Origin of the sequence: Pseudomonas sp. SAS7 (assembly GCF_052112345.1) — a bacterium.
GTDB lineage: Bacteria > Pseudomonadota > Gammaproteobacteria > Pseudomonadales > Pseudomonadaceae > Aquipseudomonas > Aquipseudomonas putida_Q.
Genome location: NZ_JBEGGO010000004.1, coordinates 162,103 through 188,810 on the forward strand (window position 1 = coordinate 162,103; position 26,708 = coordinate 188,810).

General features: G+C 62.9%; 24 protein-coding genes and 1 pseudogene. 15 read left to right on the top strand and 10 right to left on the bottom strand.

Features of this window, described 5'->3' with window-relative positions:
- Positions 1-116: 116 nt before the first annotated feature.
- From ABI582_RS08775 to ABI582_RS08785, 3 genes are all read left to right on the top strand, one after another.
- Positions 117-437 carry a type II toxin-antitoxin system RelE/ParE family toxin gene (locus ABI582_RS08775; protein WP_442118977.1) on the top strand — a complete coding sequence of 107 codons (321 nt, stop codon included), beginning with the start codon at positions 117-119 and terminating at the stop codon, positions 435-437.
- Positions 434-721, top strand: a complete 288-nt coding sequence (nadS, locus tag ABI582_RS08780) for a NadS family protein (RefSeq protein ID WP_019471778.1) — start codon at positions 434-436, stop codon at positions 719-721. Before ABI582_RS08775 ends, nadS begins: the two co-directional genes overlap by 4 nt.
- Positions 722-871: 150 nt before the next feature.
- Complete coding sequence (locus ABI582_RS08785) at positions 872-1,882, top strand: DUF4917 family protein (protein ID WP_442118978.1); 1,011 nt, start codon at positions 872-874, stop codon at positions 1,880-1,882.
- Positions 1,883-1,928: 46 nt separating this feature from the next.
- Here the strand turns inward: ABI582_RS08785 and ABI582_RS08790 are convergent, their stop codons facing one another.
- Both ABI582_RS08790 and ABI582_RS08795 read right to left on the bottom strand, forming a co-directional pair.
- Positions 1,929-3,143 (bottom strand): class I SAM-dependent methyltransferase, encoded by a 1,215-nt coding sequence (locus tag ABI582_RS08790; RefSeq protein WP_442118979.1) that lies wholly within the window; start codon positions 3,141-3,143, stop codon positions 1,929-1,931.
- Positions 3,144-3,287: 144 nt separating this feature from the next.
- Positions 3,288-3,905, bottom strand: a complete 618-nt coding sequence (locus tag ABI582_RS08795; RefSeq protein WP_197898582.1) for a TPM domain-containing protein — start codon at positions 3,903-3,905, stop codon at positions 3,288-3,290.
- Positions 3,906-4,091: 186 nt separating this feature from the next.
- Between ABI582_RS08795 and bglX the strand changes: the two genes are divergently transcribed.
- From bglX to ABI582_RS08820, 5 genes are all read left to right on the top strand, one after another.
- Positions 4,092-6,383 (top strand): beta-glucosidase BglX, encoded by a 2,292-nt coding sequence (bglX, locus tag ABI582_RS08800; RefSeq protein ID WP_442118980.1) that lies wholly within the window; start codon positions 4,092-4,094, stop codon positions 6,381-6,383.
- A gap of 147 nt (positions 6,384-6,530) precedes the next feature.
- Complete coding sequence (locus tag ABI582_RS08805) at positions 6,531-8,288, top strand: sensor histidine kinase (RefSeq protein WP_442118981.1); 1,758 nt, start codon at positions 6,531-6,533, stop codon at positions 8,286-8,288.
- Positions 8,282-9,616 (top strand): sigma-54-dependent transcriptional regulator, encoded by a 1,335-nt coding sequence (locus ABI582_RS08810; protein WP_442118982.1) that lies wholly within the window; start codon positions 8,282-8,284, stop codon positions 9,614-9,616. The genes ABI582_RS08805 and ABI582_RS08810 overlap by 7 nt, the downstream gene beginning before the upstream one ends.
- A gap of 229 nt (positions 9,617-9,845) precedes the next feature.
- Positions 9,846-11,165, top strand: a complete 1,320-nt coding sequence (locus tag ABI582_RS08815; protein WP_258653858.1) for an MFS transporter — start codon at positions 9,846-9,848, stop codon at positions 11,163-11,165.
- 191 nt (positions 11,166-11,356) lie between these two features.
- Positions 11,357-12,496 carry a Fic family protein gene (locus ABI582_RS08820; protein ID WP_338745066.1) on the top strand — a complete coding sequence of 380 codons (1,140 nt, stop codon included), beginning with the start codon at positions 11,357-11,359 and terminating at the stop codon, positions 12,494-12,496.
- On the opposite strand, the gene ABI582_RS08825 is transcribed toward ABI582_RS08820, so the two are convergent.
- Positions 12,475-13,227: a COG4705 family protein gene (locus tag ABI582_RS08825; protein ID WP_442118983.1), complete on the bottom strand. Its 753-nt coding sequence runs from the start codon at positions 13,225-13,227 to the stop codon at positions 12,475-12,477. The two genes, ABI582_RS08820 and ABI582_RS08825, sit on opposite strands and share 22 nt — an antisense overlap.
- 341 nt (positions 13,228-13,568) lie before the next feature.
- On the opposite strand from ABI582_RS08825, the pseudogene ABI582_RS08830 reads away from it, so the two are divergent.
- Positions 13,569-13,814, top strand: a pseudogene (locus tag ABI582_RS08830) (hypothetical protein); the annotation flags it as partial.
- A 121-nt stretch (positions 13,815-13,935) separates the two neighbouring features.
- Entirely contained in the window at positions 13,936-14,541 is a 606-nt protein-coding gene (locus tag ABI582_RS08835) for a flavin reductase family protein (protein ID WP_338745068.1), read from the top strand.
- Here ABI582_RS08835 and ABI582_RS08840 read toward each other — a convergent pair whose 3' ends face one another.
- The gene (locus ABI582_RS08840) at positions 14,542-14,775 is read right to left on the bottom strand and encodes a hypothetical protein (RefSeq protein ID WP_338745069.1); all 234 of its coding nucleotides are present in this window, start codon (positions 14,773-14,775) and stop codon (positions 14,542-14,544) included.
- Between the two features lie 49 nt (positions 14,776-14,824).
- A complete protein-coding gene (locus ABI582_RS08845; protein WP_049278214.1) occupies positions 14,825-15,118 on the bottom strand; it encodes a putative quinol monooxygenase in 294 nt (97 codons plus the stop codon).
- Between the two features lie 202 nt (positions 15,119-15,320).
- On the opposite strand from ABI582_RS08845, the gene ABI582_RS08850 reads away from it, so the two are divergent.
- Entirely contained in the window at positions 15,321-16,241 is a 921-nt protein-coding gene (locus tag ABI582_RS08850) for an AraC family transcriptional regulator (protein WP_442118984.1), read from the top strand.
- A 134-nt stretch (positions 16,242-16,375) separates the two neighbouring features.
- Here the strand turns inward: ABI582_RS08850 and ABI582_RS08855 are convergent, their stop codons facing one another.
- Positions 16,376-18,013, bottom strand: a complete 1,638-nt coding sequence (locus ABI582_RS08855) for a 5-guanidino-2-oxopentanoate decarboxylase (protein WP_442118985.1) — start codon at positions 18,011-18,013, stop codon at positions 16,376-16,378.
- Positions 18,014-18,126: 113 nt separating this feature from the next.
- Between ABI582_RS08855 and ABI582_RS08860 the strand changes: the two genes are divergently transcribed.
- Complete coding sequence (locus ABI582_RS08860) at positions 18,127-19,002, top strand: LysR substrate-binding domain-containing protein (protein WP_442118986.1); 876 nt, start codon at positions 18,127-18,129, stop codon at positions 19,000-19,002.
- Positions 19,003-19,100: 98 nt separating this feature from the next.
- Here the strand turns inward: ABI582_RS08860 and ABI582_RS08865 are convergent, their stop codons facing one another.
- Both ABI582_RS08865 and ABI582_RS08870 read right to left on the bottom strand, forming a co-directional pair.
- Positions 19,101-19,715 (bottom strand): NAD(P)-dependent oxidoreductase, encoded by a 615-nt coding sequence (locus ABI582_RS08865; RefSeq protein ID WP_442118987.1) that lies wholly within the window; start codon positions 19,713-19,715, stop codon positions 19,101-19,103.
- A gap of 28 nt (positions 19,716-19,743) precedes the next feature.
- Complete coding sequence (locus ABI582_RS08870; protein WP_442118988.1) at positions 19,744-20,619, bottom strand: MBL fold metallo-hydrolase; 876 nt, start codon at positions 20,617-20,619, stop codon at positions 19,744-19,746.
- A 102-nt stretch (positions 20,620-20,721) separates the two neighbouring features.
- Between ABI582_RS08870 and ABI582_RS08875 the strand changes: the two genes are divergently transcribed.
- On the top strand, positions 20,722-21,627 hold the full coding sequence (locus tag ABI582_RS08875) for a LysR family transcriptional regulator (protein WP_442118989.1): 906 nt from the start codon (positions 20,722-20,724) through the stop codon (positions 21,625-21,627).
- A gap of 252 nt (positions 21,628-21,879) precedes the next feature.
- On the opposite strand, the gene ABI582_RS08880 is transcribed toward ABI582_RS08875, so the two are convergent.
- The gene (locus ABI582_RS08880; protein WP_016498133.1) at positions 21,880-22,749 is read right to left on the bottom strand and encodes an isocitrate lyase/PEP mutase family protein; all 870 of its coding nucleotides are present in this window, start codon (positions 22,747-22,749) and stop codon (positions 21,880-21,882) included.
- A 362-nt stretch (positions 22,750-23,111) separates the two neighbouring features.
- Here ABI582_RS08880 and ABI582_RS08885 point away from each other — a divergent pair, with 362 nt between their 5' ends.
- Complete coding sequence (locus ABI582_RS08885; protein ID WP_442118990.1) at positions 23,112-24,563, top strand: MDR family MFS transporter; 1,452 nt, start codon at positions 23,112-23,114, stop codon at positions 24,561-24,563.
- Between the two features lie 99 nt (positions 24,564-24,662).
- Here the strand turns inward: ABI582_RS08885 and ttgR are convergent, their stop codons facing one another.
- Positions 24,663-25,295 carry an efflux transport transcriptional regulator TtgR gene (gene ttgR, locus ABI582_RS08890; RefSeq protein WP_086977981.1) on the bottom strand — a complete coding sequence of 211 codons (633 nt, stop codon included), beginning with the start codon at positions 25,293-25,295 and terminating at the stop codon, positions 24,663-24,665.
- A 258-nt stretch (positions 25,296-25,553) separates the two neighbouring features.
- Between ttgR and ttgA the strand changes: the two genes are divergently transcribed.
- Positions 25,554-26,708: a toluene efflux RND transporter periplasmic adaptor subunit TtgA gene (ttgA, locus tag ABI582_RS08895; RefSeq protein WP_061202926.1), complete on the top strand. Its 1,155-nt coding sequence runs from the start codon at positions 25,554-25,556 to the stop codon at positions 26,706-26,708.

A 26,708-nucleotide genomic window follows, 5' to 3' on the forward strand; every position in this document is an offset into this window, starting at 1 on the left:
GGATGATCGGCTAGTTGCGACCAGGTTCGCTAGCCTCGCTATCCCGCCTGAAGTAATGCCGGGCAGTCCATTTTTCCTGTCAACCGGCAGCTACGCCATTGGCGTACCAATCTGCTATGCTTTTCACCGAAACAGCCTTGTTTACCAAGCGAGTCAAAGAACTCCTCAATGACGATGCCTATCGCCTGCTGCAAGTCAGGCTCATGGTTTCACCTGAGGCAGGAGACCTCATTGAAGGGACGGGCGGCCTACGCAAAATACGGGTGCCCGCAAACGGACACGGAAAACGAAGTGGCGCCAGGGTTATCTACTACCACTTCATATCCAGATCACAGATAGCCATGCTTTATATCTACAGCAAAAATGAGCAGCCCGACCTGTCCAGTGAACAACGCAAGGCACTGAGGTCGATCATCGAACACTGGAGGTCTGCATGAACCGCTTTTTTGACGAACTGATGGAAAGCGTTCAACAGATGGACGACATCGTCCAGGGTAAACGCGCACCCTCTCGGCAATTCGAGATCGATGCACTGCAGGTCCGTAACATCCGTAAAGCGACAGGGCTCACGCAGGCACGCTTTGCCGAGATCATCGACGTTCAGGTAGCAACATTGAGAAATTGGGAACAAGGACGGCGAGAACCTACCGGGCCTGCCAAGGCATTACTGCGTGCAATACGTAATGACCCTGATCATGTACTGAAGGCCCTTGCTCACTGATACAGGGCTGTAGAGTTTGATGCCCAAAGATTTCCTGCGAACGGGCCAGTCCAGGTAACACAAGGCTGTTGGCAGGACACCAACCCTCGCGCACGCTGCATGACATGCTAAAGTCGCCCCCGTTCTCCGCTCCACCCAACGGACCCCAGCATGCCCGCACTTGACGCCACCCTCACTCCCTGGCCAGAACTCGCTGCCCGCCACCCCTGCGACGCCCTGCTGCTGGGCAACGGTGCCAGCCGCGCAGTGTGGAAGCCGTTCGGCTACTTCTCGCTGATCGAGGAAGCGCAACGCGCCGGCCGCAAGAAAGGCCTGGCGGTCAGTGACCAGGCGCTGTTCAAGTCCTTGGGCACAGAGCTGTTCGAGCCCGTGCTAAGCGCCCTGAACACCACCGTGCGCGCCAACGCCGCGCTGGCCATCAACTCCACCGCGCCGCTGAACCGCTACTACTCGATCAAGGAAGCGTTGATTCACGCCGTGCGCACGGTGCACCTGCCGTGGTCACTGATGCCAGCCACCACGCTGGCAGCCTTCAACCAGGCCTTGCGCGGCTACCGCAGCGTCTACACCAGCAACTACGACCTGCTGCTGCCCTGGGCTGTACAACACGCTCCGCAGGGCTTTGCCGAGCTGTTCGACGAGCAAGGCTTTTTCGATGTGCGCCGCACCCTCAGCGAAGGTACCCGGGTGCTGCACCTGCATGGCGGCCTGCACCTGCTCAAGCTGCCCGACGGCACCACCCGCCAACGCAGCGCCGACAACGCCGAGCTGCTCGATGGCTTTGCGGTGAACATCCCTGGCGAGGTGCCGCTGTTCGTCAACGAAGACCGCAGCGACGAAAAACTGCGCGCCATCCGCAACTCGGATTACCTGGGCTGGTGCCTGGGGCAGTTGGCACAGGAGAGCCAGGGGCTATGCCTGTTCGGGCAGCATCTGGACAGCAGCGACCAGCACCTGCTCGAAGCTATCCGACAGGCGCGGCCAAAGCATCTGTCGATTGCCATAAGGCCATTAAGCGAGGCTTCGGTGATCAACCAGAAGCAACACTATATTGATCGGTTCGGGGATCTGGCGGGGACGAAGGTGCATTTCTTTGATGCTAGTACGCATCCGTTGGGGCTTGCAGATTTGGCGATCGAGCTACCAGCCGCTCGACGCTAGCACGCTCCCAGCAGGAGCGCACCCGCAGGCTTGCTGGGGGTTGCTGTCACAGCAACCCATCCGCCCGCAGCAACGTCTCCAGGCAATGCTCCTGCACCCCATAAAACGCCTTGAGCTGGCCAATCTTTTCCAGCAACGTCCCGTTATCCCCCGCCTTCTGCCGCTTCACCGCAAGAATCATCTTGTTCTTGTTGGTGTGCTCCAGCGAGATGAACTCGAACACCTTGGTTTCGTAACCGCAGGCTTCAAGGTAAAGCGCGCGCAGGCTGTCGGTCAGCATTTCAGCCTGCTGGCCCAGGTGCAGGCCGTACTGCAGCATGGGTTGCAGCAACCCCGGGCTGTGCAGTTGCGGGCGGATCTGTTTGTGGCAGCACGGCGAGCACATGATGATCGCGGCGTTGCAGCGGATGCCGGTATGGATGGCGTAGTCGGTGGCGATGTCACAGGCATGCAGGGCGATCATCACCTCGATGGCCTCTGGCACCACGCTGCGCACGTCACCACACTGGAACTCCAGGCCCGGGTGCTCCAGGCGTGCGGCAGCGGTGTTGCACAGGTCGACCATGTCCTGGCGCAACTCTACGCCAGTGACCTGTGCATCGCGGCCCAGGCTGTTGCGCAGGTAATCATGCATGGCGAAGGTCAGGTAGCCCTTGCCCGAGCCAAAGTCGGCCACACGAAGTGCCTGTTCTGCCGGCACGGGGGCGCTGGCCAGGGCGTGGTCGAAGACCTCGATGAACTTGTTGATCTGCTTCCACTTGCGCGACATCGACGGAATCAACGCGCCTTGTGCATCGGTTACGCCCAGGTCGCGCAAAAACGGGCGCGACAACTCCAGGTAGCGCTTCTTCTCGCGGTCATGGCCGCTGCCGGCAGTCACCTCACGCGGTGCCTGTGCGCCGTGACGCTGCAGCATCGGCTTGCCCTTCTTGCTGAAGGTCAGCTGCACTTCGCCGTCAGCATCGAACAGGTGGGCGTTGCGGAAGCTGTCGGGCAGCAGCTCGGCGACCAGCGCCTGGGCCTGATCCAGCGGCAGGTTGCGGGTGATGTCGCGGGTCTGGTGGCGGTAGACCAGCGAAAGGCACGGCTGGCCCTTGACCTGCAGCGGCTTGGCGATGATCCGTTGCAAGGTCTGATCAGCACCGACATGGCGCGCCAGCACCAGTTTGACCAAGGTATCGCCGTACAGGGCGGCGTTCAGCAGGTCGAGAAACTGAGCGCGCGCATCCGGCGCGGAGGGGGCGGAAGTACTGGCGGACATGGAGAAACGGTGCCTCGAATAGCGGGAAGCGCATTCTACACCCTGTGGGAGCGGGTTTACCCGCGAATGCGTCGGTGGCCTCAAGACTGAATTCGCGGGTGAACCCGCTCCCACAGGGAACGCGTCAAGCCAGCCGGATCCGAATCAATCGAGAATCACCAGCCGGTTGGGCAGCTCGTTACGGGCATGGGTTGGCGGCACGTGCTGGCTAAGCAGCTCACCACACGCCTCAATGCATTCGACAAAGCCCTGCAACGTCCGGCCCTGGCGCACCTGCTCGGCAAAGCGAGCTCCGATCGCTGCCCGGGCTTCGGCATCCAGGCAGTGTTCGATACCCCGATCGACCAGGATCTCCACATGCCGCTCCGCCTCGCTGACAAAAATCAGCACACCCGTAGCGCCTGCGGTGCGCTGCAGGTTCTGCTCGCGAAACTGCTGGCGGGCCAGCCGTGAAGCCCGCCAGCGACGCAGTGCACGGGGGATCAGCCAGCCGGCCAGGCGCGGGTTGCGCAGCAGCAGGCACAAGCCGACGAACAGCAACACGTTGGCCACCAGCAAGCCTCGCACGCTGGGCCAACCCAGCAGCCAATGCAACAGGCCTGGCACCGCCAGCGCCAGCACGGCGGCCCACAACAGCGGCCAATAGGCGTAATCGTCGGCACGGCGGGCCAGCACCGTCACCAGTTCGGCATCGGTGCGCCGTTCGGCACGCGCAATGGCTTCGGCAATCTGCCGTTGATGGTACTCGTCGAAGGGGGTCATGCCGTCGGTCTCTTGAGCGTTCTTATAGTTGTTGTCCCGGCACTCGGGGCTTCATCCGCAGGCGACATATTCAGGCATAATCCGCTGCTGGAAAGTAAGCCTGCGAATCGTACAACAATAGCCGCCTGAAAACTTCGGCCGCGCGCGTATCACCCTGGATACGGCAGAGGCCCCACAACGGAATTGATGATGAAACTGTCTTTGCTGGGCCTGGCCATGGGCCTTGCCAGTCAGGCGGCCCTTGCCGCCCCCTATGCCCCGCCCCTGCAGGACAAGCAGGCGTTCATCGAGCACCTGATCAGCCAGATGACCGAAGCCGAGAAAATCGGCCAGCTGCGCCTGATCAGCATCGGCCCGGAAATGCCCCACGAAAAGATCCGCGAAGAAATTGCCGCCGGCCGCATCGGTGGCACCTTCAACTCGCGCACCGCACCCGAAAACCGCCCGATGCAGGACGCGGCCATGCGCAGCCGCCTGAAGATCCCCATGTTCTTCGCCTACGACACCATTCACGGCGAACGCACCATCTTCCCCATCGGCCTGGGCATGGCCGCCACCTGGGACATGGACGCCGTCGCCAAGGTCGGCCGCACTGCAGCCATCGAAGCCTCGGCCGACGCCCTGGACATGACCTTCGCCCCCATGGTCGATATCGCCCGCGACCCGCGCTGGGGCCGTACCAGCGAAGGCTTCGGCGAGGACACCTACCTGACCTCCAAGATCGGCCAGGTGATGGTGCGCTCGTTCCAGGGCAGCAGCCCGGCCAACCCCGACAGCATCATGGCCATCGTCAAGCACTTCGCCCTGTATGGTGCAGTGGAAGGCGGGCGCGACTACAACACGGTCGATATGAGCCTGCCGAAAATGTACAACGACTACCTGCCGCCCTACCGCGCCGCGCTCGACGCCGGTGCTGGCGGGGTAATGGTGGCGTTGAACTCGATCAACGGTGTGCCGGCCACCTCCAACACCTGGCTGATGAACGACCTGCTGCGCAAGGAGTGGGGCTTCAAAGGCGTGACCATCAGCGACCACGGCGCCATCCAGGAACTGATCCGCCACGGCGTCGCCCGCGACGGCCGTGAAGCCGCCAAGCTGGCGATCAAGGCCGGTATCGACATGAGCATGAACGACACCCTGTACGGCGAAGAGCTGCCAGGCCTGCTGAAGTCCGGCGAAGTGACCCAGCGCGAACTGGACCAGGCGGTACGCGAAGTGCTCGGTGCCAAGTACGACATGGGCCTGTTCAAGGACCCGTACGTGCGCATCGGCAAAGCCGAAACCGACCTGAAGGACTATTACGGCAACGACCGCCTGCACCGCGATGCTGCGCGGGACGTGGCACGCCGCAGCCTGGTGCTGCTGGAAAACCGCAACCAGACCCTGCCGCTGAAAAAGGCCGGCACCATCGCCCTGGTCGGCCCGCTGGCCGATGCCCCCATCGACATGATGGGCAGCTGGGCCGCCGACGGAAAACCAGTGCACTCGGTAACCGTGCGCGAAGGCCTGCGCCGCGCCGTGGAGGGCAAGGCCAAGCTGGTCTACGCCAAAGGCTCCAACGTCACGGGCGACAAGGCGATCCTCGATTACCTGAACTTCCTCAACTTCGATGCCCCGGAAATCGTCGACGACCCGCGCCCGCCTGCGGTGCTGATCGATGAAGCGGTCAAGGCGGCCAGGCAATCCGATGTGGTGGTGGCAGTGGTCGGCGAGTCCCGCGGCATGTCCCACGAGTCGTCGAGCCGTACCACCCTGGAGATCCCGGCCAGCCAGCGCGAGCTGATCAAGGCCCTGAAGGCCACCGGCAAACCGCTGGTGCTGGTGCTGATGAACGGCCGCCCGCTGTCGATCAGCTGGGAGCGCGAGCAGGCCGACGCCATCCTCGAAACCTGGTTCGCCGGCACCGAAGGCGGTAATGCCATCGCCGACGTGCTGTTTGGTGACTACAACCCGTCCGGCAAGCTGGCCATCACCTTCCCGCGCTCGGTCGGGCAGATTCCGATGTACTACAACCACACCCGCATCGGTCGCCCCTTCACCCCTGGCAAACCTGGCAACTACACCTCGCAGTACTTTGAAGAGCCCAACGGCCCGCTGTACCCGTTCGGCTATGGCCTGAGCTACAGCAGCTTCGAGCTGTCGGGCCTGAAGCTGTCGAACAAGGACCTCAAGCGCGGCGAAACACTGGAGGCCAAGGTGACGGTGGCGAACACCGGCAAGGTAGCCGGCGAGACCGTGGTGCAGCTGTACCTGCAGGATGTGTCGGCGTCGATGAGCCGCCCGGTCAAGGAACTGAAGAACTTCCAGAAGCTGATGCTCAAGCCGGGCGAGTCACGCACCTTGACCTTCCGCATCAGCGAGGAAGACCTGAAGTTCTACAATGGCCAGCTGCAGCGGGTTGCCGAGCCAGGGGAATTCAATGTCCAGGTCGGGCTGGATTCCCAGGCGGTACAGCAGCAGAGCTTCGAACTGCTGTAACTGAGAGGTCGCCTGCACCGGCCCTTTCGCGGGCTTGCCCGCTCCCACAGGTACTGCACAGGTCCATCGGGCTGTGAGTATCCTGTGGGAGCGGGCAAGCCCGCGAAGAGGCCGGCCCCGATATCACAATCATCCGGATCCGCCCCGATGCCCTTTTCCTTTCGCGCCCTGCGTCTGGGGCTGATCACCCTGCTGATCGTTGTGGGCACCGCCCTCAGTGCCGGTTGGGCCATGCACCAGGCCAAGCGCCAGGCCATGGAAGACGACGCCCAGCGTGCCAGCCAGCAATTGGGCCTGTACGCCAATACCCTGCACACCCTGATCGACCGCTACCGCGCCCTGCCCGCCGTGCTGGCGCTGGACCCGGAGCTGATCGCCGCCCTGCGCGACCCGGTCAGCGAACAGGTGCAGGACGCCCTGAACCGCAAGCTTGAACGCATCAACGGCGCCGCAAACTCCTCCACCCTCGAACTGCTCGACCGCACCGGCCTGGCCATCGCCGCCAGCAACTGGCGGCTGCCCAGCAGTTACGTCGGTTCCAACTACGGCTTCAGGCCCTACTTCAAGCAAACCCGCAGCCAGGGCAGTGGCCGCTTCTACGCCGTGGGCGTGACCAGTGGCGTGCCGGGCTACTTCCTCGCCAGTGCGGTGAACGACGAACATGGCCGCTTCCTCGGTGCCATGGTGGTGAAGCTGGAGTTCCCGGAACTTGAACGCGAGTGGCGCCAGGGCAGCGACATCCTGCTGGTGAGCGACGCCCGCGGCATCACCTTCATCGCCAACCAGGACGGCTGGCGCTACCGCGAGCTGCAGCCGCTCAGTGGCGCCGACCGTGCCGAGCTGGCCGAAACCCGCCAGTACGACAAGCAACCCCTGGTGCCGTTGCAGCATCAAGTGCTGACGCGCTTTGCCGCCAACAGCACCCTTAGCCGCGTGCAAGGCCCCGAGGGCAGCGCCGAATACTTGTGGGAAAGCCTGCCACTGGAAGGCGAAAACTGGACTTTGCACCTGCTGCGCAAACCCCAGGTCACTGCCGACGGCCGCAATGCCGCCCTGGGCGCCGCCGCCGTGTGGCTGAGCCTGGTGTTCGCCGCGCTGTTCGTCAGCCAGCGGCTGCGCCTGGCCCGTCTGCGCCAGCGCAGCCGCGAAGAGCTCAAGCGCCAGGTCGAGGAGCGCACCCGCGAACTGCGCACGGCTCAAGAGGGCCTGGTGCAATCAGCCAAGCTGGCGGCGTTGGGGCAGATGTCGGCCGCCATGGCCCACGAGATCAACCAGCCGCTGACCACCCAGCGCATGCAACTGGAAACCCTGCGCCTGCTGCTCGACCATGGCCGCCATGACGAAGCACGCCAAGCCCTGGAGCCACTGGAGCAGATGCTGACGCGCATGGCCGCGCTCACCAGCCACCTGAAAACCTTTGCCCGCAACAGCCCGGTCGGCCTGCGCGAGCGCCTCGACCTGGCCACCGTGGTCGACCAGGCCCTGCACCTGCTGGAAACCCGCATTCGCAGCGAAGAGGTAGAGGTGGCCCTGTACCTGGCGCGCCCGGCCTGGGTACGCGGCGATGCCATTCGCCTGGAACAGGTGCTGATCAACCTGTTGCGCAATGCCCTCGACGCCATGGCCGACAAGCGCTACAAACGCCTGGAGATCCGCATCGAACTCGACGGCGAGCGGTGGCGCCTGAGTGTGCTGGATTCGGGCGGCGGCATTGCCGAGGCCAACCTGGCCAAGGTCTTCGACCCGTTCTTCACCACCAAGCCGGTGGGCGAAGGCCTGGGCCTGGGGCTGGCCATTTCCTATGGCATCGTCCACGAGGCCGGCGGCCAGCTGCAGGTCGAAAACCTGCCCGGTGGTGCACGCCTGAGCCTTACCCTGCCCCGTGACCTGGAGCCTGTATGTTGAATTCAGTGATCGTCGTCGATGATGAAGCCAGTATCCGCAGTGCAGTCGAGCAATGGCTGAGCCTGTCCGGCTTCAGCGTGCAATTGTTCGCGCGCGCCGAAGAGTGCCTGGCACAGCTGCCGCAGCACTTTCCCGGGGTAATCATCAGCGATGTGCGCATGCCGGGCATGGATGGCCTGCAATTGCTCGAACGCGTGCAGGCGGACGACCCCGACTTGCCCGTCATCTTGCTGACTGGCCATGGCGACGTGCCCATGGCAGTGGACGCCATGCGCAGCGGCGCCTACGACTTTCTCGAAAAGCCCTTCACCCCGCAGCACCTGCTGGGCAGCCTGCGCCGGGCCCTGGAAAAGCGCCAGCTGGTGCTGGAAAACCGCCGGCTGCATGAACAGGCAGACCTCAAGTCACGCCTGGAAGGCACGCTACTGGGCATGTCACAGGGCCTGCAACAGCTGCGCAGACAAGTACTGGAGCTGGCCAGCCTGCCCGTCAATGTGCTGATCCGTGGCGAAACCGGCAGTGGCAAGGAGCGCGTGGCCCGCTGCCTGCACGATTTTGGCCCTCGCGCCGGTAAACCCTTCGTCGCACTCAACTGCGCGGCCATTCCCGAGTCGCTGTTCGAGGCCGAGCTGTTTGGCCACGAAAGCGGCGCCTTTACCGGCGCCCAGGGCAAGCGCATCGGCAAGCTGGAGTACGCCAACGGTGGCACGGTGTTTCTCGACGAAATCGAGAGCATGCCACTGGCGCAGCAGGCCAAGCTGTTGCGCGTGATCCAGGAGCAGAAGCTGGAGCGGCTCGGTGCCAACCAGAGCATCAGCGTTGACCTGCGTGTCATTGCCGCGACCAAGCCCGACCTGCTCGAAGAGGCCCGCGCCGGCCGCTTTCGCGAAGACCTTGCCTATCGCCTGAATGTGGCCGAATTGCGCCTGGCGCCGCTGCGTGAGCGGCGTGAGGACATTCCTCTGCTGTTTGAGCACTTTGCCCGTGCAGCTGGCGAAAAGCTTGGCCGGGCCGCCCCGCTGCTGTCGGGTGTACAACTGGCACAGCTGCTGTCCCATGACTGGCCGGGCAACGTCCGGGAGCTGGCCAATGCGGCGGAGCGCCATGCATTGGGGCTGAGTTCGCCAAACATCGAAGTGGCACCTGCCGGGCAGTCGCTGGGCGAACAGATGGAAGCGTTCGAGGCGCAATGCCTGCGCGCAGCCCTGCGCCAGCATGGGGGCGAGATCAAGTCGGTGATGGAGGCGTTGCAGTTGCCGCGGCGTACGCTTAACGAAAAGATGCAGCGGCATGGGCTGGTGCGCGAGGACTTTGTCGGGCGCGAATGAGCGGATTTCCGCTTACCTGCAATCGTTGATCGGCAAGAATCCGCTTATCTCGAACGATTCTGGGGCTGCTTTGCAGCCCATCGCGACGCACGGCCGCTCCTACAGGCCAGCTATCACGCGGTTGTGCCCTCAGATGAATCAGGGCGCACCCATTTGGCACACCTTCTGCAATTGCCTTGGCAAGCTGCGCCACGGCGCGCTCCACAAAAACAACGAGAAGGTATCCCTGATGGATAACGCCACCTCCCTGCCCGCTGGGGCGGCCACTGCGCCCGCCGCAGAAAAAACCACCGCCAGCCGCCTGAAGTCGATCTTCAGCGGGTCCATCGGCAACATGGTCGAATGGTACGACTGGTACGTCTACGCCGCATTCTCGCTGTACTTCGCCAAGGCCTTTTTCCCGGCCGGTGACTCCACCGCACAATTGCTCAATACCGCCGCGATCTTCGCCGTGGGCTTCCTCATGCGCCCGATCGGTGGCTGGCTGATGGGCCTGTACGCCGACCGCAAAGGCCGCAAGGCTGCGCTGATGGCCTCGGTACTGTTGATGTGCGCCGGCTCGCTGGTCATTGCCCTGACCCCGGGCTACGAAACCATCGGCGTCGCCGCACCGGTCCTGCTGGTCATCGCACGCCTGCTGCAAGGCCTGTCGGTGGGTGGCGAGTACGGCACCTCGGCCACCTACCTCAGCGAAATGGCCAGCAAGGAACGCCGTGGCTTCTTCTCCAGCTTCCAGTACGTGACCCTGATCTCCGGCCAGCTCATCGCCCTGGCGGTACTGATTGTCCTGCAGCAGACCCTGACCACAGAGCAACTGTATGCCTGGGGCTGGCGCGTGCCGTTCGTGATCGGTGCACTGTGCGCAGTGGTGGCCCTGTACCTGCGTCGCGGCATGGAAGAAACCGCCTCGTTCACCAAGAAGGAAAAGGCCAAGGAAAGCCTGATGCGCACCCTGCTGCGCCACCCCAAGGAGCTGATGACCGTGGTCGGCCTGACCATGGGCGGCACCCTGGCCTTCTACACCTACACCACCTACATGCAGAAGTACCTGGTCAACACCGTGGGCATGAGCATCAGCGACTCGACCACCATCTCGGCCGCTACGCTGTTCCTGTTCATGTGCCTGCAGCCGGTGATCGGTGGCCTGTCGGACAAGATCGGCCGACGTCCGATCCTGATCGCCTTCGGTGTGCTCGGCACCCTGTTCACCGTACCGATCCTCAGCACCCTGCACACCATCCAGACCTGGTGGGGCGCGTTCTTCCTGATCATGGCGGCGTTGATCATCGTCAGCGGCTACACCTCGATCAACGCCGTGGTCAAGGCAGAGCTGTTCCCAACGGAAATCCGCGCCCTGGGCGTGGGCCTGCCGTACGCCCTGACCGTGTCGATCTTCGGCGGCACCGCCGAGTACGTGGCCTTGTGGTTCAAGAGCGCAGGCATGGAAAGCGGCTTCTACTGGTACGTCACCGCCTGTATCGCCTGCTCGCTGCTGGTTTACGCGACCATGAAGGACACCAAGCAACACTCGCGGATTACAACTGACTGACGCTAGTTGGCAACACTGAAAGGGGGCGCTCCATTACATGGGGCGCCCCCTTTTTCATGACGCACGACAACCTGTGAGCCGATTAGCTACATTATTCGGCTCACAGCTTGAGCCGAATAGCGCTATTATTCGGCTCACCCAATGAGCCGAATAGCCGGCTTATTCGGCTCACAGGATGGATCGGAACAATCATGAACAGCCCTTTGTGGATCTGGCAGCAACCAGCCTGGCCCCAATTTACCTGGCAAAACGAAGCCATTGCCCCGCTCCTGCGCAACTGCATCAGTATGCAAGGTCGTTTGCTGGGCAAGATCGGCAGCGTCGATGGGCTCAGCGATTACCAGAACATGCTGGATACACTGCTGCAGAACATCGTCACCTCCTCGGCAATCGAAGGTGAACAGCTGAATGTGGGCTCAGTGCGGTCTTCTCTTGCCCGTCGGCTGGGCATGGATGAACCGGGCGCTACCAGTGCCCGCAGTGAAGGGCTGGCGGAACTGATGCTGGATGCTACACAAGGGTATGACCGACCACTGACCCTGCAACGCCTGTTCACTTGGCACCAGTGGCTATTCCCAGAAGCGCACGGCAGCTTGAGCAAGGCAGTACTGGTCGGCCAGTTACGTGATGAAGTGCCCATGCAGGTGATCTCCGGCCGTCTCGACAAGCCCACCGTGCATTTCCAGGCACCACCGCGCGAGGGTCTTGAAACACAGCTCGCGGCGTTTCTCGACTGGTTTGCCAACAGCCTCGATATCGCTGGTCTGGATCCGCTGTTACGCGCCGGTATTGCGCACTTCTGGTTTGTCACGCTGCACCCGTTCGATGATGGCAATGGTCGGCTGACCCGGGCGATCACCGACCTGGCGCTGGCCCAAGCTGAGCGCCAGGCCATTCGCTTCTATGCCATGTCCGCCAGCATCCTCGAGGACAGGGCCGGCTATTACCAGGTCCTGGAGCGCAGCCAGAAAGGCGACCTGGATATCACCCGCTGGTTGTCCTGGTTCCTTGCCACATTGCTGCGCAGCTTCGAACAGGCACTGGCAAACATTGACCGGATACTGGCCAAGGCTAGGTTCTGGCAGGCACATCGCGCAGATGGTTTGCTGCCTGAACAGGTCAAGGTGCTCAACAGGTTGCTTGATGGCGGCCCCCGCGGTTTCGAGGAGGGCATCAGCGCTACGCAGTACCAGGCAGTGGCGAAGGTTTCCAAGGCCACTGCGACCCGCCACCTTACCGATCTGCTCGACAAGGCTTGCCTGGTTCGCCTGCCAGGCGGGGGCCGCAGTACCCGCTATCGCATCAACACTCAGGACATCTCCAACGCCTGACGCGGCTCACGGCGCTGGTACCAGCTGGCCATCAGCACCAGCACCAGCAGCACCCCGCCCAGCACGGCCGACGAACCGATTGTGCCGAAGTCCAGGCCGCCCTTTTCATGTGGCTTGGTGAGGAAGTCGCCCAAGGTGGCGCCAAACGGGCGGGTGAGCACGAACGCCACCCAGAACAACACCACGCCAGGGATCCGCGTCCAGTAACGGGCCACGACCACCAATGCGATGGCAGTGCCGATCAGCAGCGCGCCACCGGCAAAACCAAGCCCCGAATCATCGGCCAGGTAATCACCCAGGGCAGTGCCAAGCGTGTTGGAAAACAGGATCGCTACCCAGTAGAACAGCTCGCCCGAGCGATTCTTGATGCGGGTGACATCCAGCGGGTTGCCGCTCAGGCGCCAGACCAGGAAGGTCAGCAGCAGGATACCGATGAGCAGGGCCGAACCCGTGGCATAACCCAAGCCCAGGGTGCGGTCCATGAAGTCGGACATGGTGGTGCCAGCGGTACTGGTGGAGAGGATCACCAGCCAGTACAGCATCGGGTGGTAGCGGCGCGAGTAGAGCTGGCCGAGCAAGGTCAGCAGGAACACGCTGATCAGCATCAACGAGCTGAGTGCATAGCCGATGTTCAGCGTCATCGACAGCAAGTCGCCTGCCGTTTCGCCAAGGGTAGTAGCGCAGATCTTCATGACCCAGAAGGCCAAGGTGATTTGCGGGAGTTTGTTCATTGTTTTGCCGCTCCAGTTTGAGGTGCGGCGATGGTGCTGAGCAAGGTCTGAAAAATCGGTTGGTGTTGTATGAAAAAAGCGTTGAGCGGACTTTGAAACAAGATAGTTCGCTGTTAACGCCCCATTAATTCCCGACCTTCAAGCTGCAATGGCTGACAAAACGACGACGCGAGGGCTTGCGGCTACTCACTGACACCGCTGCCTGACCCACGCGAAGCCTGCCCAAATACATCGATTTATTCGATTTTTAAACGCTATTTTTTGCGCTTTTTAATCAAATTAATCGGCGTAGGATTAAACCCATAGAAACAAACAACTTCTCGAACCCCGGAGCAACGACCATGAAAAACAAACTGATCCTCACCTTGGCCCTCTCGGTTTTCGCAGCTGGCGCCTTCGCCGAAGATGGCTTCGACCGTACCAGCGCTCACACCTTTGCCGCGGCTCAAACCCAGTCCGCCAGCTACGCTGAAGACGGTTTTGACCGCACCGGTGGCCAACGTTTCGCTGAAGACGGTTTCGACCGCACTGGCGGCCAGCGCTTCGCCGAAGACGGCTTCGACCGCACCAACGCCCACCGCATCAGCTGATACCTGATGCGAGCACCCAGCCCGGCTTCGGCCGGGCTTGATCATTTGCAGGCGAGCACAGGCTTGGCACACTAGGCACCTTGTCCACCAGGAGGTAGGGCCAACAAGCCCAGCACAGATGTATTACTACGAACCTGCCAAAGGCCACGGCCTGCCCCACGACCCGTTCAACGCCATCGTCGGCCCCCGCCCTATCGGCTGGATTTCCTCGCATGACCGCGAAGGCCGACTGAACCTGGCGCCCTACAGCTTCTTCAACGCCTTCAACTACATCCCGCCGATCATCGGTTTCTGCAGTGTCGGGCGCAAAGACAGCCTGAACAACATTGAGCAGACCGGCGAATTCGTCTGGAACCTGGCCACCCGGCCACTGGCCGAGCAGATGAACCAGAGCTGCGCGCCGGTTGCTGCCGAGGTGAGCGAGTTCGAGTTGAGCGGCCTTAGCGCCACGCCGTCGAGCATCGTCAGCGTGCCCCGCGTGGGCGAAACCCCGGTGGCGTTCGAGTGCAAGGTCAGCCAGATCGTCCAGCTCAAGCGGGCCGACCAGGCACTGGTGCCCAGCTGGCTGATCCTCGGAGAAGTGGTTGCGGTGCACATTGCCGAGCACCTGCTTAAAAACGGCATCTACGATACCGCTGCCGCCGAACCTATCCTGCGTGGCGGTGGCCCGGCGGACTATTTCGAGCTGGGCAACCTGTTCAAGATGGGCCGCCCGCCGGCCTGATCACCAGATCAGTTCACCCTCTTCGCTGATGCCTTGCAGGCGTTGCAGCTCGGCCGTGGCCGCTTCGTCGGCGGCCACGGCGCCCTTGAACACCTGCCCGTCGAGGACCTTGTGAAAGCGCGGCGCGCCGCCCATGGTCAGGGCCTTGACCGCAATGGCCGCGTTGTAGCCGCCACCTTCCACCGGCACCATCGCCGATACCGCTTCGAAATGAGTGAATTCCCTACGTGCCATGTTGCTATCCGCGTGGTTGAACAAGGGCGCTACTTTACCTCATCCACCCTCAATCGAAGGTGTGCAAGTCCAGGCTGCTGACCACCTGCGCCTGCACCAGCTCGCCAAACACATCCAGGGTCGGCGAAGCAAAGTAGCCACTCATCGCCTGCTGATCCTGCCAGCTGCCACTGAGCAACCACAGGTCGGCATCGGCCTGGGAGCGCTGTACCGTGAAGCTCAGACAACCCGGCGCACGCAGCGAGGGCTCGAGCAGGTCGCGCAGGCGCGCGCCCAGTTCTGCCGAGCGCCCGCTGCTGGCACGGATGAAAGCAAGATGGGTGACCGGTTGTTTTAGGGTCATTGCACAATCTCCTTGAAGCAGGCGGACGGAAAAGCCAGGCTGCCAAGGTTAGGGGCTCACCCGCGCGGCGCGTTAGGCCATTACTGCTTGCCGATTGCCTGATCCTGCAGCACGGCAGGATCAGGCAAGCGACGTGCAGCTTTCGACTAGCGCCCGTCTTTGCCCAAACCTATGCTGCGTCGGTCAGTAGAGGAAAGCCATCATGACCACCGCCACGTCCATCGACCCGCCCCTGGAATTGCAGCGCCAGGAACTGGCCGAGCTGATCCGCCGCCATGCCGGCGACCCCCATGGCCCGGCATCGGCCATCGATGACTTGTACCTGGTGCGCTACACCGAGAACGTGCGCTCGGTGCCGACCTTGGCCCAACCCGCGCTGTGCATCCTTGCCCAGGGCAGCAAAAGCCTGTTCCTGGGGGACGAGCAGTATGCCTACGACCCCCTGCACTACATGGTGGTCTCGGTGACCTTGCCGCTGAGCGGCGTGAGGCTCGACGCCAGCCCGGAGAACCCAAGCCTGGGCCTGCGCATGGACCTGGACCCGGCCGAGATCAGCCAGCTGATCGCCGAAAGCGGGCCGATGCTGGTACCCAACCGGCCCACGGGCCGTGGTCTGTATGTGGAACGGACCGATGCCGCATTGCTCGACGCCTTGCTGAGGCTGCTGCGCCTGCTGGACACCCCGCGCGACATCGCCATGCTCGCGCCGCTGTTCCGCCGCGAGATTCTATACCGCCTGCTGCGTGGGCCGCAGGGTTGCCGGCTATATGAAATTGCCTTGGCCAACAGCCAGACTCACCGGGTGTGCCAGGCCATTACCTGGCTAAACAACAACTACCAGCTGCCCCTGCGCATCGGGGACCTGGCCCGTGAGGTCAACCTTAGCACTTCGACCTTGCACCATCGCTTCAAGGCCGTAACGTCGATGAGCCCGTTGCAGTACCAGAAGCAGCTGCGCCTGCAGGAGGCGCGGCGGTTGATGCTCAACGACGGGCTAGAGGCGGCGGTGGCGGCCTACAGGGTGGGGTATGAAAGCCCTTCGCAGTTCAGCCGTGAATACAGCCGGCTGTATGGTGCGCCGCCGATTCGGGATGTGGCCCGGTTGCGGGCTACTGCTGTCTGAGTCCTGTTTTTCCTGTACTGGCCTCTTCGCGGGCTTGCCCGCTCCCACAGGATCACCACAGCTTTCGAACACTGTGGCGATCCTGTGGGAGCGGGTTCACCCGCGAAGAGGCCCGCACAGGTAATAACCTTGATTCAACCCGCCACGGTTTCCTGCCACTGATTCTGGTCAATCTGAATCAAGGTCGGCCCCTTGCGCTCCACCGCCTGCCCCAGCGCCGCCTGCAACTGCGCCACATCCACCACATGCTCCGCCGCAGCCCCCAGCGCCCGCGCCACGCCGATGAAGTCCGGGGTATGGATATCTACCCCGACCGGCTCGATCGACCGGTTGACCATGTACTTCTTGATCTCCTCGTACCCCTGGTTATTCCACAGCAGCACGATCAACGGCACCTGCGCCTCCACCGCGCTGGCCAGCTCCGGCAGGGTGAACTGCAAACCACCGTCACCAATCAGGCACACCGCAGGTGCGCGCTGGCCGATATCCTCCGCACTGCCCAGCCAGGCGCCCATGGCCGCAGGCAGCGCGTAACCCAGGGTGCCGTAACCGGTCGAGGCATTGAACCAGCGACGTGGCTGGTGCATGTCCAGGGTCAGGTTGCCGGTGTACACCGGCTGGGTCGAATCGCCTACCAGCACGGCATTGGGCAGCCGCTCCAGGATCGCGCTCAGCAGACGCGTCTGGCTCAGGGTTGGCTGGTCCCAGCCTGCCGCCAGTGCCTGGCGCAGGCTGGACACGCGAGCCACACCCCAGGTGCTTTCGCGCACAGGTTGCGGCTGGGCCTGCAAGGCAGCGAGCAGTGCCTCGGCGGCCAGCTCGGCATCGGCTACCAGCGCCAGCTCCGGCAAGTAGTTACGCACGGTCTGGTCCGGATCGATATCGATGCGCAGCAGGCTGCCCGGGATCTCGAAACCACCCTTGAAGGTCACGTCATAATCGGTTTCAGCCAGTTCGGTACCGATCGCCAGCACCACGTCCGCTTCAGCCACCAGCTCTCGTGTAGCCGGCAGCGACTGGGTCGAACCGATCTGCAGCGGGTGGCTGGCCGGCAGCAAACCCTTGGCATTGATGGTCAGCGCCACTGGCGCCTGAAGGTGTTCGGCCAGGCGCGCCAGCGCAGCACCCGCAGCCAACGCGCCACCGCCCGCCAGGATCAAGGGCCGCTTGGCACCTGCCAGGCGCTCGGCCATCTGTGCCACGGCCTGCGGCGCTGCCCCTGCCCGGCTGCCACGCACCGGGCGGCCCGGCAGCAGGAAGTCGGCCGGTTCCACCAGCACGTCCAGCGGGATTTCGATATGCACCGGGCGTGGCCGGGCGCTCTCGAACACGGCAAATGCCCGCGCCAGCACCTGCGGCAGGTCTGCAGCACTCATCAAGGTGTGAGAAAACGCCGCCACTCCCGACACCAGCGCCGACTGGTTGGGCAGTTCGTGCAGCTTGCCGCGGCCACCGCCCAGCTGGTCACGGGACTGCACGCTGGAAATCACCAGCATCGGGATCGAGTCGGCATACGCCTGGCCCATGGCAGTGGTGATGTTGGTCATGCCAGGGCCGGTAATGATGAAGCACACCCCAGGTTTGCCACGGGTACGCGCATAGCCATCAGCCATGAACCCGGCACCCTGCTCGTGGCGCGGGGTGATGTGGCGAATGGACGAGCCCGCCAGGCCACGGTAGAGCTCAACGGTATGTACACCGGGAATGCCGAAGACATGGTCGACGCCATAGCCTTCAAGGAGATTGACCAGTACTTCGCCGCAGGTTGCCATCGGGTTCACCATGAATCTTGTTGGAGTATGCCCTTATTGGACCCAAGCCACGGCTATCGCCACAATGCAAAAAAACACATACTAGCCATGTCCTGTCATCATGGCTCAGTGCGATGAAACGCCTCCCGCCCCTGCCCGCCCTGCACACCTTTCTGGTCACCGCCCAGCACTGCAACTTCACCCGTGCAGGGCAACAGCTGCACATCAGCCAGGGCGCCGTCAGCCGCCAGATCGCCGCCCTCGAAGAGCACCTTGGTTATGCCCTGTTCCAGCGCCAGGCCCGCGGGCTTAGCCTGACCCGTGAAGGCCAGGACTGGCTGCCTCGGGTGCAGCAGGTGTTCGCGCTGATCGAGCAAGGCGTGCGTGAAGTGGGTGGGCGCAGCACGACCTTGCAGCTCAAGGCCCCGACGTGCGTGATGCGCTGGCTGCTGCCGCGCCTGATGGAATGGCAGGCACTGCGCCCGGATGTACCGGTGGAATTGACCACCACAGTGCAGCATGGGGTGGATTTTCGTCGCGAGGGCTTCGATGCGGCGGTGGTCTATGGCGATGCGCCGAACCACGGGCTGCAGGTGCGCAAGCTGTTCGATGAACAACTTACGCCAGTGTGCGCCCCCTCGCTGCGTGAGGGGCCGATACCGTTGCAGCAGGTGGAAGACCTGGCGCGGCACATGCTGCTGCACCCCTCGCGGGACGAACATGACTGGCAGTTGTGGCTACAGGCCGCTGGGGTGACGTTGGCCACTCATGGGCCGAAGCAGCATTTCGAGACACTGGACATGGCGATGGCCATGGCTTCGCAGGGGACAGGCGTGGCCATCGGCGACTGGTCGCTGATTGGCGATGACTTGCGCGGGGGGCGGCTGTGCATGCCGTTTGCGCAAAAGGTTGTGACCGGGAAAGGGTATTACCTGGTGAGCCAGGCCAGAAGCTTGCCGCCGGGGTTGGTGGAGTTACTGGACTGGCTGGAGAGCCAGGCTAGCCAATAAGGGCCTCTTCGCGGGCGCGCCCGCTCCCACAGGTACAGTGTGGGCCTCGGAGTCTGTGCTGTACCTGTGGGAGCGGGCATGCCCGCGAAGCAGGCGACTTAGTAGCCGACTGTGAACCGCTGCCGCGAATGCGCCGGCTTTTCCAGTTCGTCGAGCATGGCAATCGCATAGTCGGCGAAGGTGATCCAGCTTTTGCCATCCGCACCGATCAGCAGATGATCCTTGCCCACTTTGTAGCGCCCACTGCGCTCACCTTCAACAAACTCCGCCGACGGCGAGAGGAAGGTCCAATCAAGGTTTGGCTCGCGCTGCAACGTCTCCAGAAACCGCACCCCGGCAGTGGCTTCGGCCTTGTAGGCTTCCGGGAAATCCGGGCTGTCGATCACCCGGTGCCCCGACGGCAGCAACAAGCTGCCGGCCCCCCCCACCACCAACAGGCGCTTGACCCCGGCCCGCTTGACCGGTTCGATGATCGCCTGAGGCTCGATGGTCGAGAAATGCGCCGCGCTCAACACGGCGTCCACACCCGTTACCGCCGCTTGCAGGGCCGCACTGTCCTTGGCATCCAGCGCCTTGACGGTCACCCCTTCACGGCCTTGCAGTTGCGAAGGGTCACGGGCAATGGCCAATACGCTGTGGCCACGGCGCAGGGCTTCTTCCAGCAACTGGCTGCCAGCGCGGCCAGTGGCACCGATGATTGCGATCTTGCTCATGGGAATACTCTCCATCAATTGAACGGAATTACCACTTCATCTCGCCCTTGGCGACCTTGGCCCCGAGCTCCAGCGAGCTTTCATCGGCCAGGCCCGGGTAACGCTGCTTCATGGCCTTTATCAGCGCGTTGGCGTCTTTCGCCTTGGCGGTTTCGGCATCGAACCCACGAATGTAGTTTGCCGTGAAGCGCACAGCCTGCAGTGAACGGCTGCTGTCTCCCAGGAAGTGCCCCGGGATGACCGTGCGTGGCCCCAGCGCTTCGATGTGCGCCAAGGTGCCAAGCCAGTCGGCATGGGACCTGGCTGATTGAGTATCGGCCATCCACACATGAATGTTTTCGGCCACCACCACGCCACCGACCACCGCCTTGATTGACGGGATCCACACAAAACTGCGGTCTGGTTGCGGGCCGTCCAGGCCAACCACCTCGAGGGCCTGCCCTTCCAGCGTCAGGCGCTGGCCTTCGAGCACTTGTGGCACCACCAGCCGCTCCGGTTTGTCTGCCCCCATCTGCGGCCCCCAGTACGCCAGCTTGGCATCCATGGTCTGGCGGATATGTGCAACCGTGGAGGCAGAGGCCAGCACCTTGGCGTCGGGGAAGGCCTGGGTCAGGGTGTCCAGGCCAAAATAATAGTCCGGGTCGCCGTGACTGATGTAGATGGTAGTCAAGCGTTTACCGCCAGCCTGCAGGCGCTGCACCAGCTGCTGGGCTTGGGCCTTGCCAAACTGGGCGTCGACCAGCACGGCATCGTGCTCGCCACTGACAATCACCGAGCTGACCGGGAAAATGGCCGCGTGCCCGGGGTTGTAGACGTCCAGTTGCAACGGTTCGGCTGCCAGCGCCGGGCCGGCCAGAGTCACGCAGGCCAGTAGCAGGCTACGCAGGGGGGTGAACAGGGACATGGGCAAGACCTTCAGTTGAACAATGCCCAACAGCTTAGTTGCCCGATCCGTCGCAAAAAATGCGATGCTCGAACATAGTTTGTTTCTAAAACCGGGCAAATCATGGACCGTCTTAACGCCATGCGCGTTTTCGTCACCGTCGTCGACCTGGGCAGCCAGTCAGCAGCGGCAGACCACCTGCAGCTGTCTCGCCCCGTGGTGTCGCGTTACCTGGCAGAGCTGGAGGACTGGGTTGGCGCGCGGCTAATGCAGCGCACCACTCGAAAGCTCAGCCTCACCGCGGCCGGCCAGGAAACCCTGCCCCGCTGCCGGCAACTGCTGGAACTGGCCGGCGACCTGCAGGCCGCAGTGCAGCAGCCTGATGACGCGCCAAAAGGCGCGCTGCGCATCAGCGTCAGCACCTCTTTCGGCCAGGCGCAGCTGGTGGACGCGGTGGCTGCCTATGTGCGGCGCTATCCTGGGGTGAAGGTGGAACTGCAAATGCTCGATCGCACCGTCAACCTGGTGGATGAGCGCATCGACCTGGCCATCCGCACCAGCAACGAGCTGGACCCCAACCTGATCGCCCGGCGTATGAGCGTGTGCCGCTCGGTGGTGTGCGCGGCCCCGGCCTACCTGAGCGAGCACGGCGTACCGCAACGGGTCGAGGACCTGAGCCGGCACAACTGCCTCACCCATGCCTATTTCGGCCATAGCCTTTGGCATTTCGAGGTAGCCGGCCAGCAGGTCGCCGTGCCGGTGGCGGGAAACATCAGCGCCAACGAAGCGATGACATTGCAGAAGGCGGCACTGGCCGGCGCTGGCATCGCCATGCTGCCGAGCTACCAGACTGCCGACGCCCTGCGCAGGGGCGAACTGGTGCGCCTGCTGCCCGAAGCGCAGCCGCGTACCCTGAACCTGAATGCGGTTTATACGTCGCGCAAGCACATGCCGGCGACCTTGCGCAGCATGCTGGATTTTCTGGTGCAGCGGTTCAAGGACGAGCCGGAGTGGGATCGGGATCTGTAACGCGGAATTTGGCCTAAGCTGGAAGGTATCACCTATTGCTGTAACAGGAGGTGAGTAGCATGGGCATCAAATCCAGAAGAGTCGCCCTTGTCATGGCCATGACGGCCGTCGCAGGGCTTTATGGTTCTGCTTGCTGGCGCGCCGAGCTGCTACGCAGTCAGCCCAGCGCCGCAGCCAGCTGCGAGCAGGCACATTGCGTGCCTCACACTGCAACCTTGAGCGCCGTCCGTTGAGTTGACGGCGCCCTGCCGGTCACTCTTCGACGCTCATGTATTCCTTGGCCCAGCGGATGTAATCCTCGGGCTGGGTGTAGGTGTGCGAGAGTTCGGTGGCGCTCAGGTTTTCCGACTTGTTCTGCTTGCCACGCTGCAAGCGCAGGCAATCGTAAGTGGCCTTGATCGCAGCGAAGTAGGCGCCATGGCCGTCGACTGCGATACGCACACCCAGGCGCGCCAGGCGTTCATCGTCATGCAGGTTGGGGTTGCCATAGGTGACCAGCATCAGCGGCACCGTCAGGTGCTCGGCAATCTGCTCGAGCTGCTCGAAGTCCTTCACGCCCACCATGCAGATGCCATCGGCACCGGCCTTCTGGTAGCTCTGGGTGCGCACGATGATTTCTTCGGTGGTGAGCACGCCAGCGTTGGTGCGGGCGATGATCGACAACGACGAATCGACCCGTGCCTCCAGCGCCGCACGGATCTTGCCAACGCCTTCCTCGACCGGGATCAGGTCAGTGGACTTGCGCCCGAACTGGGCGGGCAAAAGGGTGTCCTCGATGGTCAGCCCGGCCACGCCGGCGCGCTCCAGTTCGATCACCGTGCGCATCACGTTCAGCGCGTTGCCGTAGCCGTGGTCGGCATCAGCCAGCACGGGCAATTGCGCTACCCGGCCAATACGGGTGGCCTGCTCGACGAACTCGCTGAGGGTAATCAGGGCGAAGTCCGGCGCGGCCAGTACCTGCAACGAAGCGACAGAACCACCCAGGATGCCGACCTCGAAGCCCAGGTCTGCGGCAATGCGTGCCGACATCGGGTCGAACACCGATGCCGTGTGGTAACAGGAACCTGAAGCGAGCAGTTCGCGGAAGGCAAAACGCAGATCTTGATGGGAAGCCTTGGGCATGATCACTCCGCAAATAAGTTGAAATTTGAACGGTAACTACCGACCCCTGTAATCGGGTCTACCTGACCTGTTCCAACCGTCGCCATCTGGGCGGTCATGCTCGACATGCAGGCAGAGGAATAAAAGGTGTGGGAGACAGCGGGCTGAAAAACCTGCGGCATATTGTTGCACCAAGCTGGTGCAAGCCCCGGATTTCAGCCCCTGTGGCATACCAACGATATCACGCAGCCATGCTGCACTGGATGAATGCGCCAATGCCGATTCGGCATAGGGGATGCAGATAGTACATAGGAAGCTACCTAACTCAGGTTACAATCCGACTTGCCCGCGAAGAGGCCGCCACAGACAAACAAGGTATTCCCGTGACCGCCGCCCTGCCCCCCACCACACTGCGCAACGTGCTGACCGCCCTGATGCTGGCAATCTTCCTCGGCGCACTGGACCAGACCATCGTCGCCGTCTCGCTGCCCGCGATCTCGGCTCAGTTCAACGATGTCGGCCTGCTGGCGTGGGTCATCTCCGGCTACATGGTGGCCATGACCGTGGCCGTGCCGATCTACGGCAAGCTGGGTGACCTGTACGGGCGGCGGCGGATGATCCTGACCGGCATCAGCCTGTTCACCCTTGCCTCGATCGCCTGCGCCATGGCCCAGGACATGCAGCAACTGGTACTGGCCCGGGTACTGCAGGGCATTGGCGCGGGTGGCATGGTTTCGGTCAGCCAGGCAATCATCGGCGACTTCGTGCCCCCGCGTGAACGCGGCCGCTACCAGGGCTATTTCAGCAGCATGTATGCAGTGGCGAGTGTCGCCGGGCCAGTGCTGGGTGGCTGGTTGACCGAGTACCTGTCTTGGCGCTGGGTATTCTGGATCAACCTGCCGCTGGGGCTGGTTGCCTTGTGGGCGATCCACCGGGCCTTGGCCGGCATGCCGGCGCAGCGCCGCGAGGCACAGGTGGACTACCTCGGCGCCGTGCTGCTGATCCTCGGCCTGGGCAGCCTGTTACTGGGCATCACTCTGGTCGGCCAGGGCCACGCCTGGGTCGACACGGCCGTACTGGCCCTGTTCGCCTGCGCCGTGCTGGGCCTGGCGCTGTTCATCGCTCATGAGCGCCGCTGCCCGGAGCCGCTACTGCCCTTGGGCCTGTTTGGCAACCGGGTCGCGGTGTTGTGCTGGGGCGTGATCTTTTTCGCCAGTTTCCAGTCGATTTCCCTGACCATGCTCATGCCGTTGCGCTACCAGGGCATCACCGGCGCCGGTGCCGACAGCGCCGCCCTGCACCTGCTGCCACTGGCGATGGGGCTGCCCCTGGGCGCCTTCACCGGCGGGCGCATGACCAGCCGCACCGGGCGCTACAAGCCGCAGATTCTGGCGGGCGCACTGCTGATGCCAGTGGCCATTTTTGCCATGGCGCTGACACCGCCGCAGTCTGGGTGGCTCAGTGCATTGTTCATGCTGCTGACCGGCATTGCCTGCGGGTTGCAGTTCCCGACATCGCTGGTGGGCACGCAAAGCGCGGTGGACAGCAAGGACATCGGGGTGGCTACCAGCACCACCAACCTGTTCCGTTCGCTGGGCGGGGCCATGGGCGTGGCCTGCATGTCCAGCCTGCTGCTGGCGCTGCTGCACCAGGGCGGGTTCGAAATGCTGGGGAATCCCTTGCTGGGAAGCCTGAAGGCCGGTGAGGTGGACCTGGCGACGCAGGGCCGGTTGACGGAGACGTTCCGGCATTTGCTGATGGGGAGTGCGCTGGTAGCGGTGCTGGGAGTGTTTGCGGCATTTGCGCTGCCCGACCGGCAATTACGCGGCCGATGAAGGGTGCGCTGTTCCTGTGCTTCGTTCAGGGCCCCCCGGAAGTATTAATCCTCTCTTAATACAGACGGGAAACACTCCCTCACAATCCTTAACAAAGTGTCATTTGCGCAGGGCCGGGCTCAAGCGCAGCATATCCAGCCCGGTGTCGACCCATTTTTCGACATCGCCCGCCAGATCGACACTGTCAGGCAGCAACAGCCAGCGCCCGATCAGGCCATCGACATAGGCAAACATCGCCACCGCTGCGCGCTCGACATCCAGCGCGTCAGGCAACTGGCCCCGGCGAACGGCATTGGCCAACGCCAGGGCAATGCCTTTGTGGCAATCCAGTACCGCGCTCTGGCGCTGCTGGCGAATTTCACACATGTCATCGGTGAACTCGCACTTGTGATGCAGAATTTCATTGATACGCCGGGTTCGGGCATCGAGCACCAGCTCGTTGAACACTTGCAGCAGCAGCTTGCGCATGCAGCCAAGCGGGTCGACTTCGTCCTCGCTTTCACTCGCCCGCGCCAAGTGGTCATGGGTTTCGTGCAGGCTGTCGAGCAACGCCTGCACCAACTCTGCCTTGTTGTTGAAGTGCCAGTAGATCGCCCCGCGCGTCACACCCGCCAGTTCGGCGATGTCGGCCAGGGTGGTTCGCGCAACCCCGCGCTTGTAGAAGGCCTTTTCCGCCGCCTCGATGATCTGGGCGCGGGTTTCCTGGGCTTCTTCTTTGGTTCGACGGACCATGGCAGTACAACCTCATCTGGCCCGAACGCGCGGCGCGTACGGGGAACGTTCCCGGGGCACCTCTGCTGGGAGCCTCGCGGATGAGCTAATCAAGAGCTGTGGCAGTACCTGAGTACAACCCAGCGGTATTTACAAACAACCATGAATGTAAGTATATTCCTTAGCAAGCTATTTATCCACCGGATAGCAATTTTTCCAGATCAAGATCTCTTCCATTACTCTTGAGCGTCTCCCTGCTCCAGCGACCCGAGGATCCTCATGCAATTCAAGCCAGCCGTTACCGCTCTGGTTTCCGCCGTCGCCCTGGCAACCCTGCTCAGTGGCTGTAAAAAAGAAGAAGCAGCGCCAGCGGCGCAGGCTCCTCAGGTCGGCGTCGTGACCATCCAGCCGCAAGCCTTCACCCTGACCTCGGAATTGCCGGGGCGTACCAGTGCCTACCGGGTCGCCGAAGTGCGCCCGCAGGTCAACGGCATCATCCTCAAGCGCCTGTTCAAGGAAGGTAGTGAGGTGAAGGAAGGCCAGCAGCTGTACCAGATCGACCCTGCCGTGTACGAAGCCACCCTGGGCAACGCCCAGGCCAACCTGCAGGCTACCCGCTCGCTGGCCGAGCGCTACAAGCAGCTGATTGACGAACAGGCCGTCTCCAAACAGGAATACGACGACGCCAATGCCAAACGATTGCAGGCCGAGGCCTCGCTGAAAAGCGCACAGATCGACCTGCGCTACACCAAGGTCCTGGCGCCGATCAGCGGCCGTATCGGCCGTTCTTCGTTCACCGAAGGTGCACTGGTGAGCAACGGTCAGGCCGACGCCATGGCCACTATCCAGCAGCTCGACCCGATCTACGTCGACGTTACCCAGTCCACCGCCGAGCTGCTCAAGCTGCGCCGTGACCTGGAAAGCGGCCAGCTGAAAAAGGCCGGCGACAACGCCGCCTCGGTTCAGCTGGTACTGGAAGACGGCAGCCTGTTCAAGCAGGAAGGCCGCCTGGAATTCTCCGAAGTGGCGGTCGACGAGACCACCGGCTCGGTCACCCTGCGCGCACTGTTCCCCAACCCCGATCACACCCTGCTGCCAGGCATGTTCGTGCATGCGCGGCTCAAGGCCGGGGTCAACGCCAACGCCATCCTGGCACCGCAACAGGGCGTGACCCGCGACCTCAAAGGTGCACCAACGGCCCTGGTGGTCAACCAGGAGAACAAGGTCGAACTGCGCCAGCTCAAGGCCAGCCGTACCCTGGGCAGCGACTGGCTGATCGAGGAAGGCCTCAACCCAGGCGACCGCCTGATCACCGAAGGGCTGCAGTACGTGCGCCCGGGCGTCGAGGTCAAGGTCAGCGAAGCCACCAACGTCAAGAAGCCGGGCAGCCCTGATCAGGCCAACGCGGCGAAAGCAGACGCCAAAGCGGAGTAA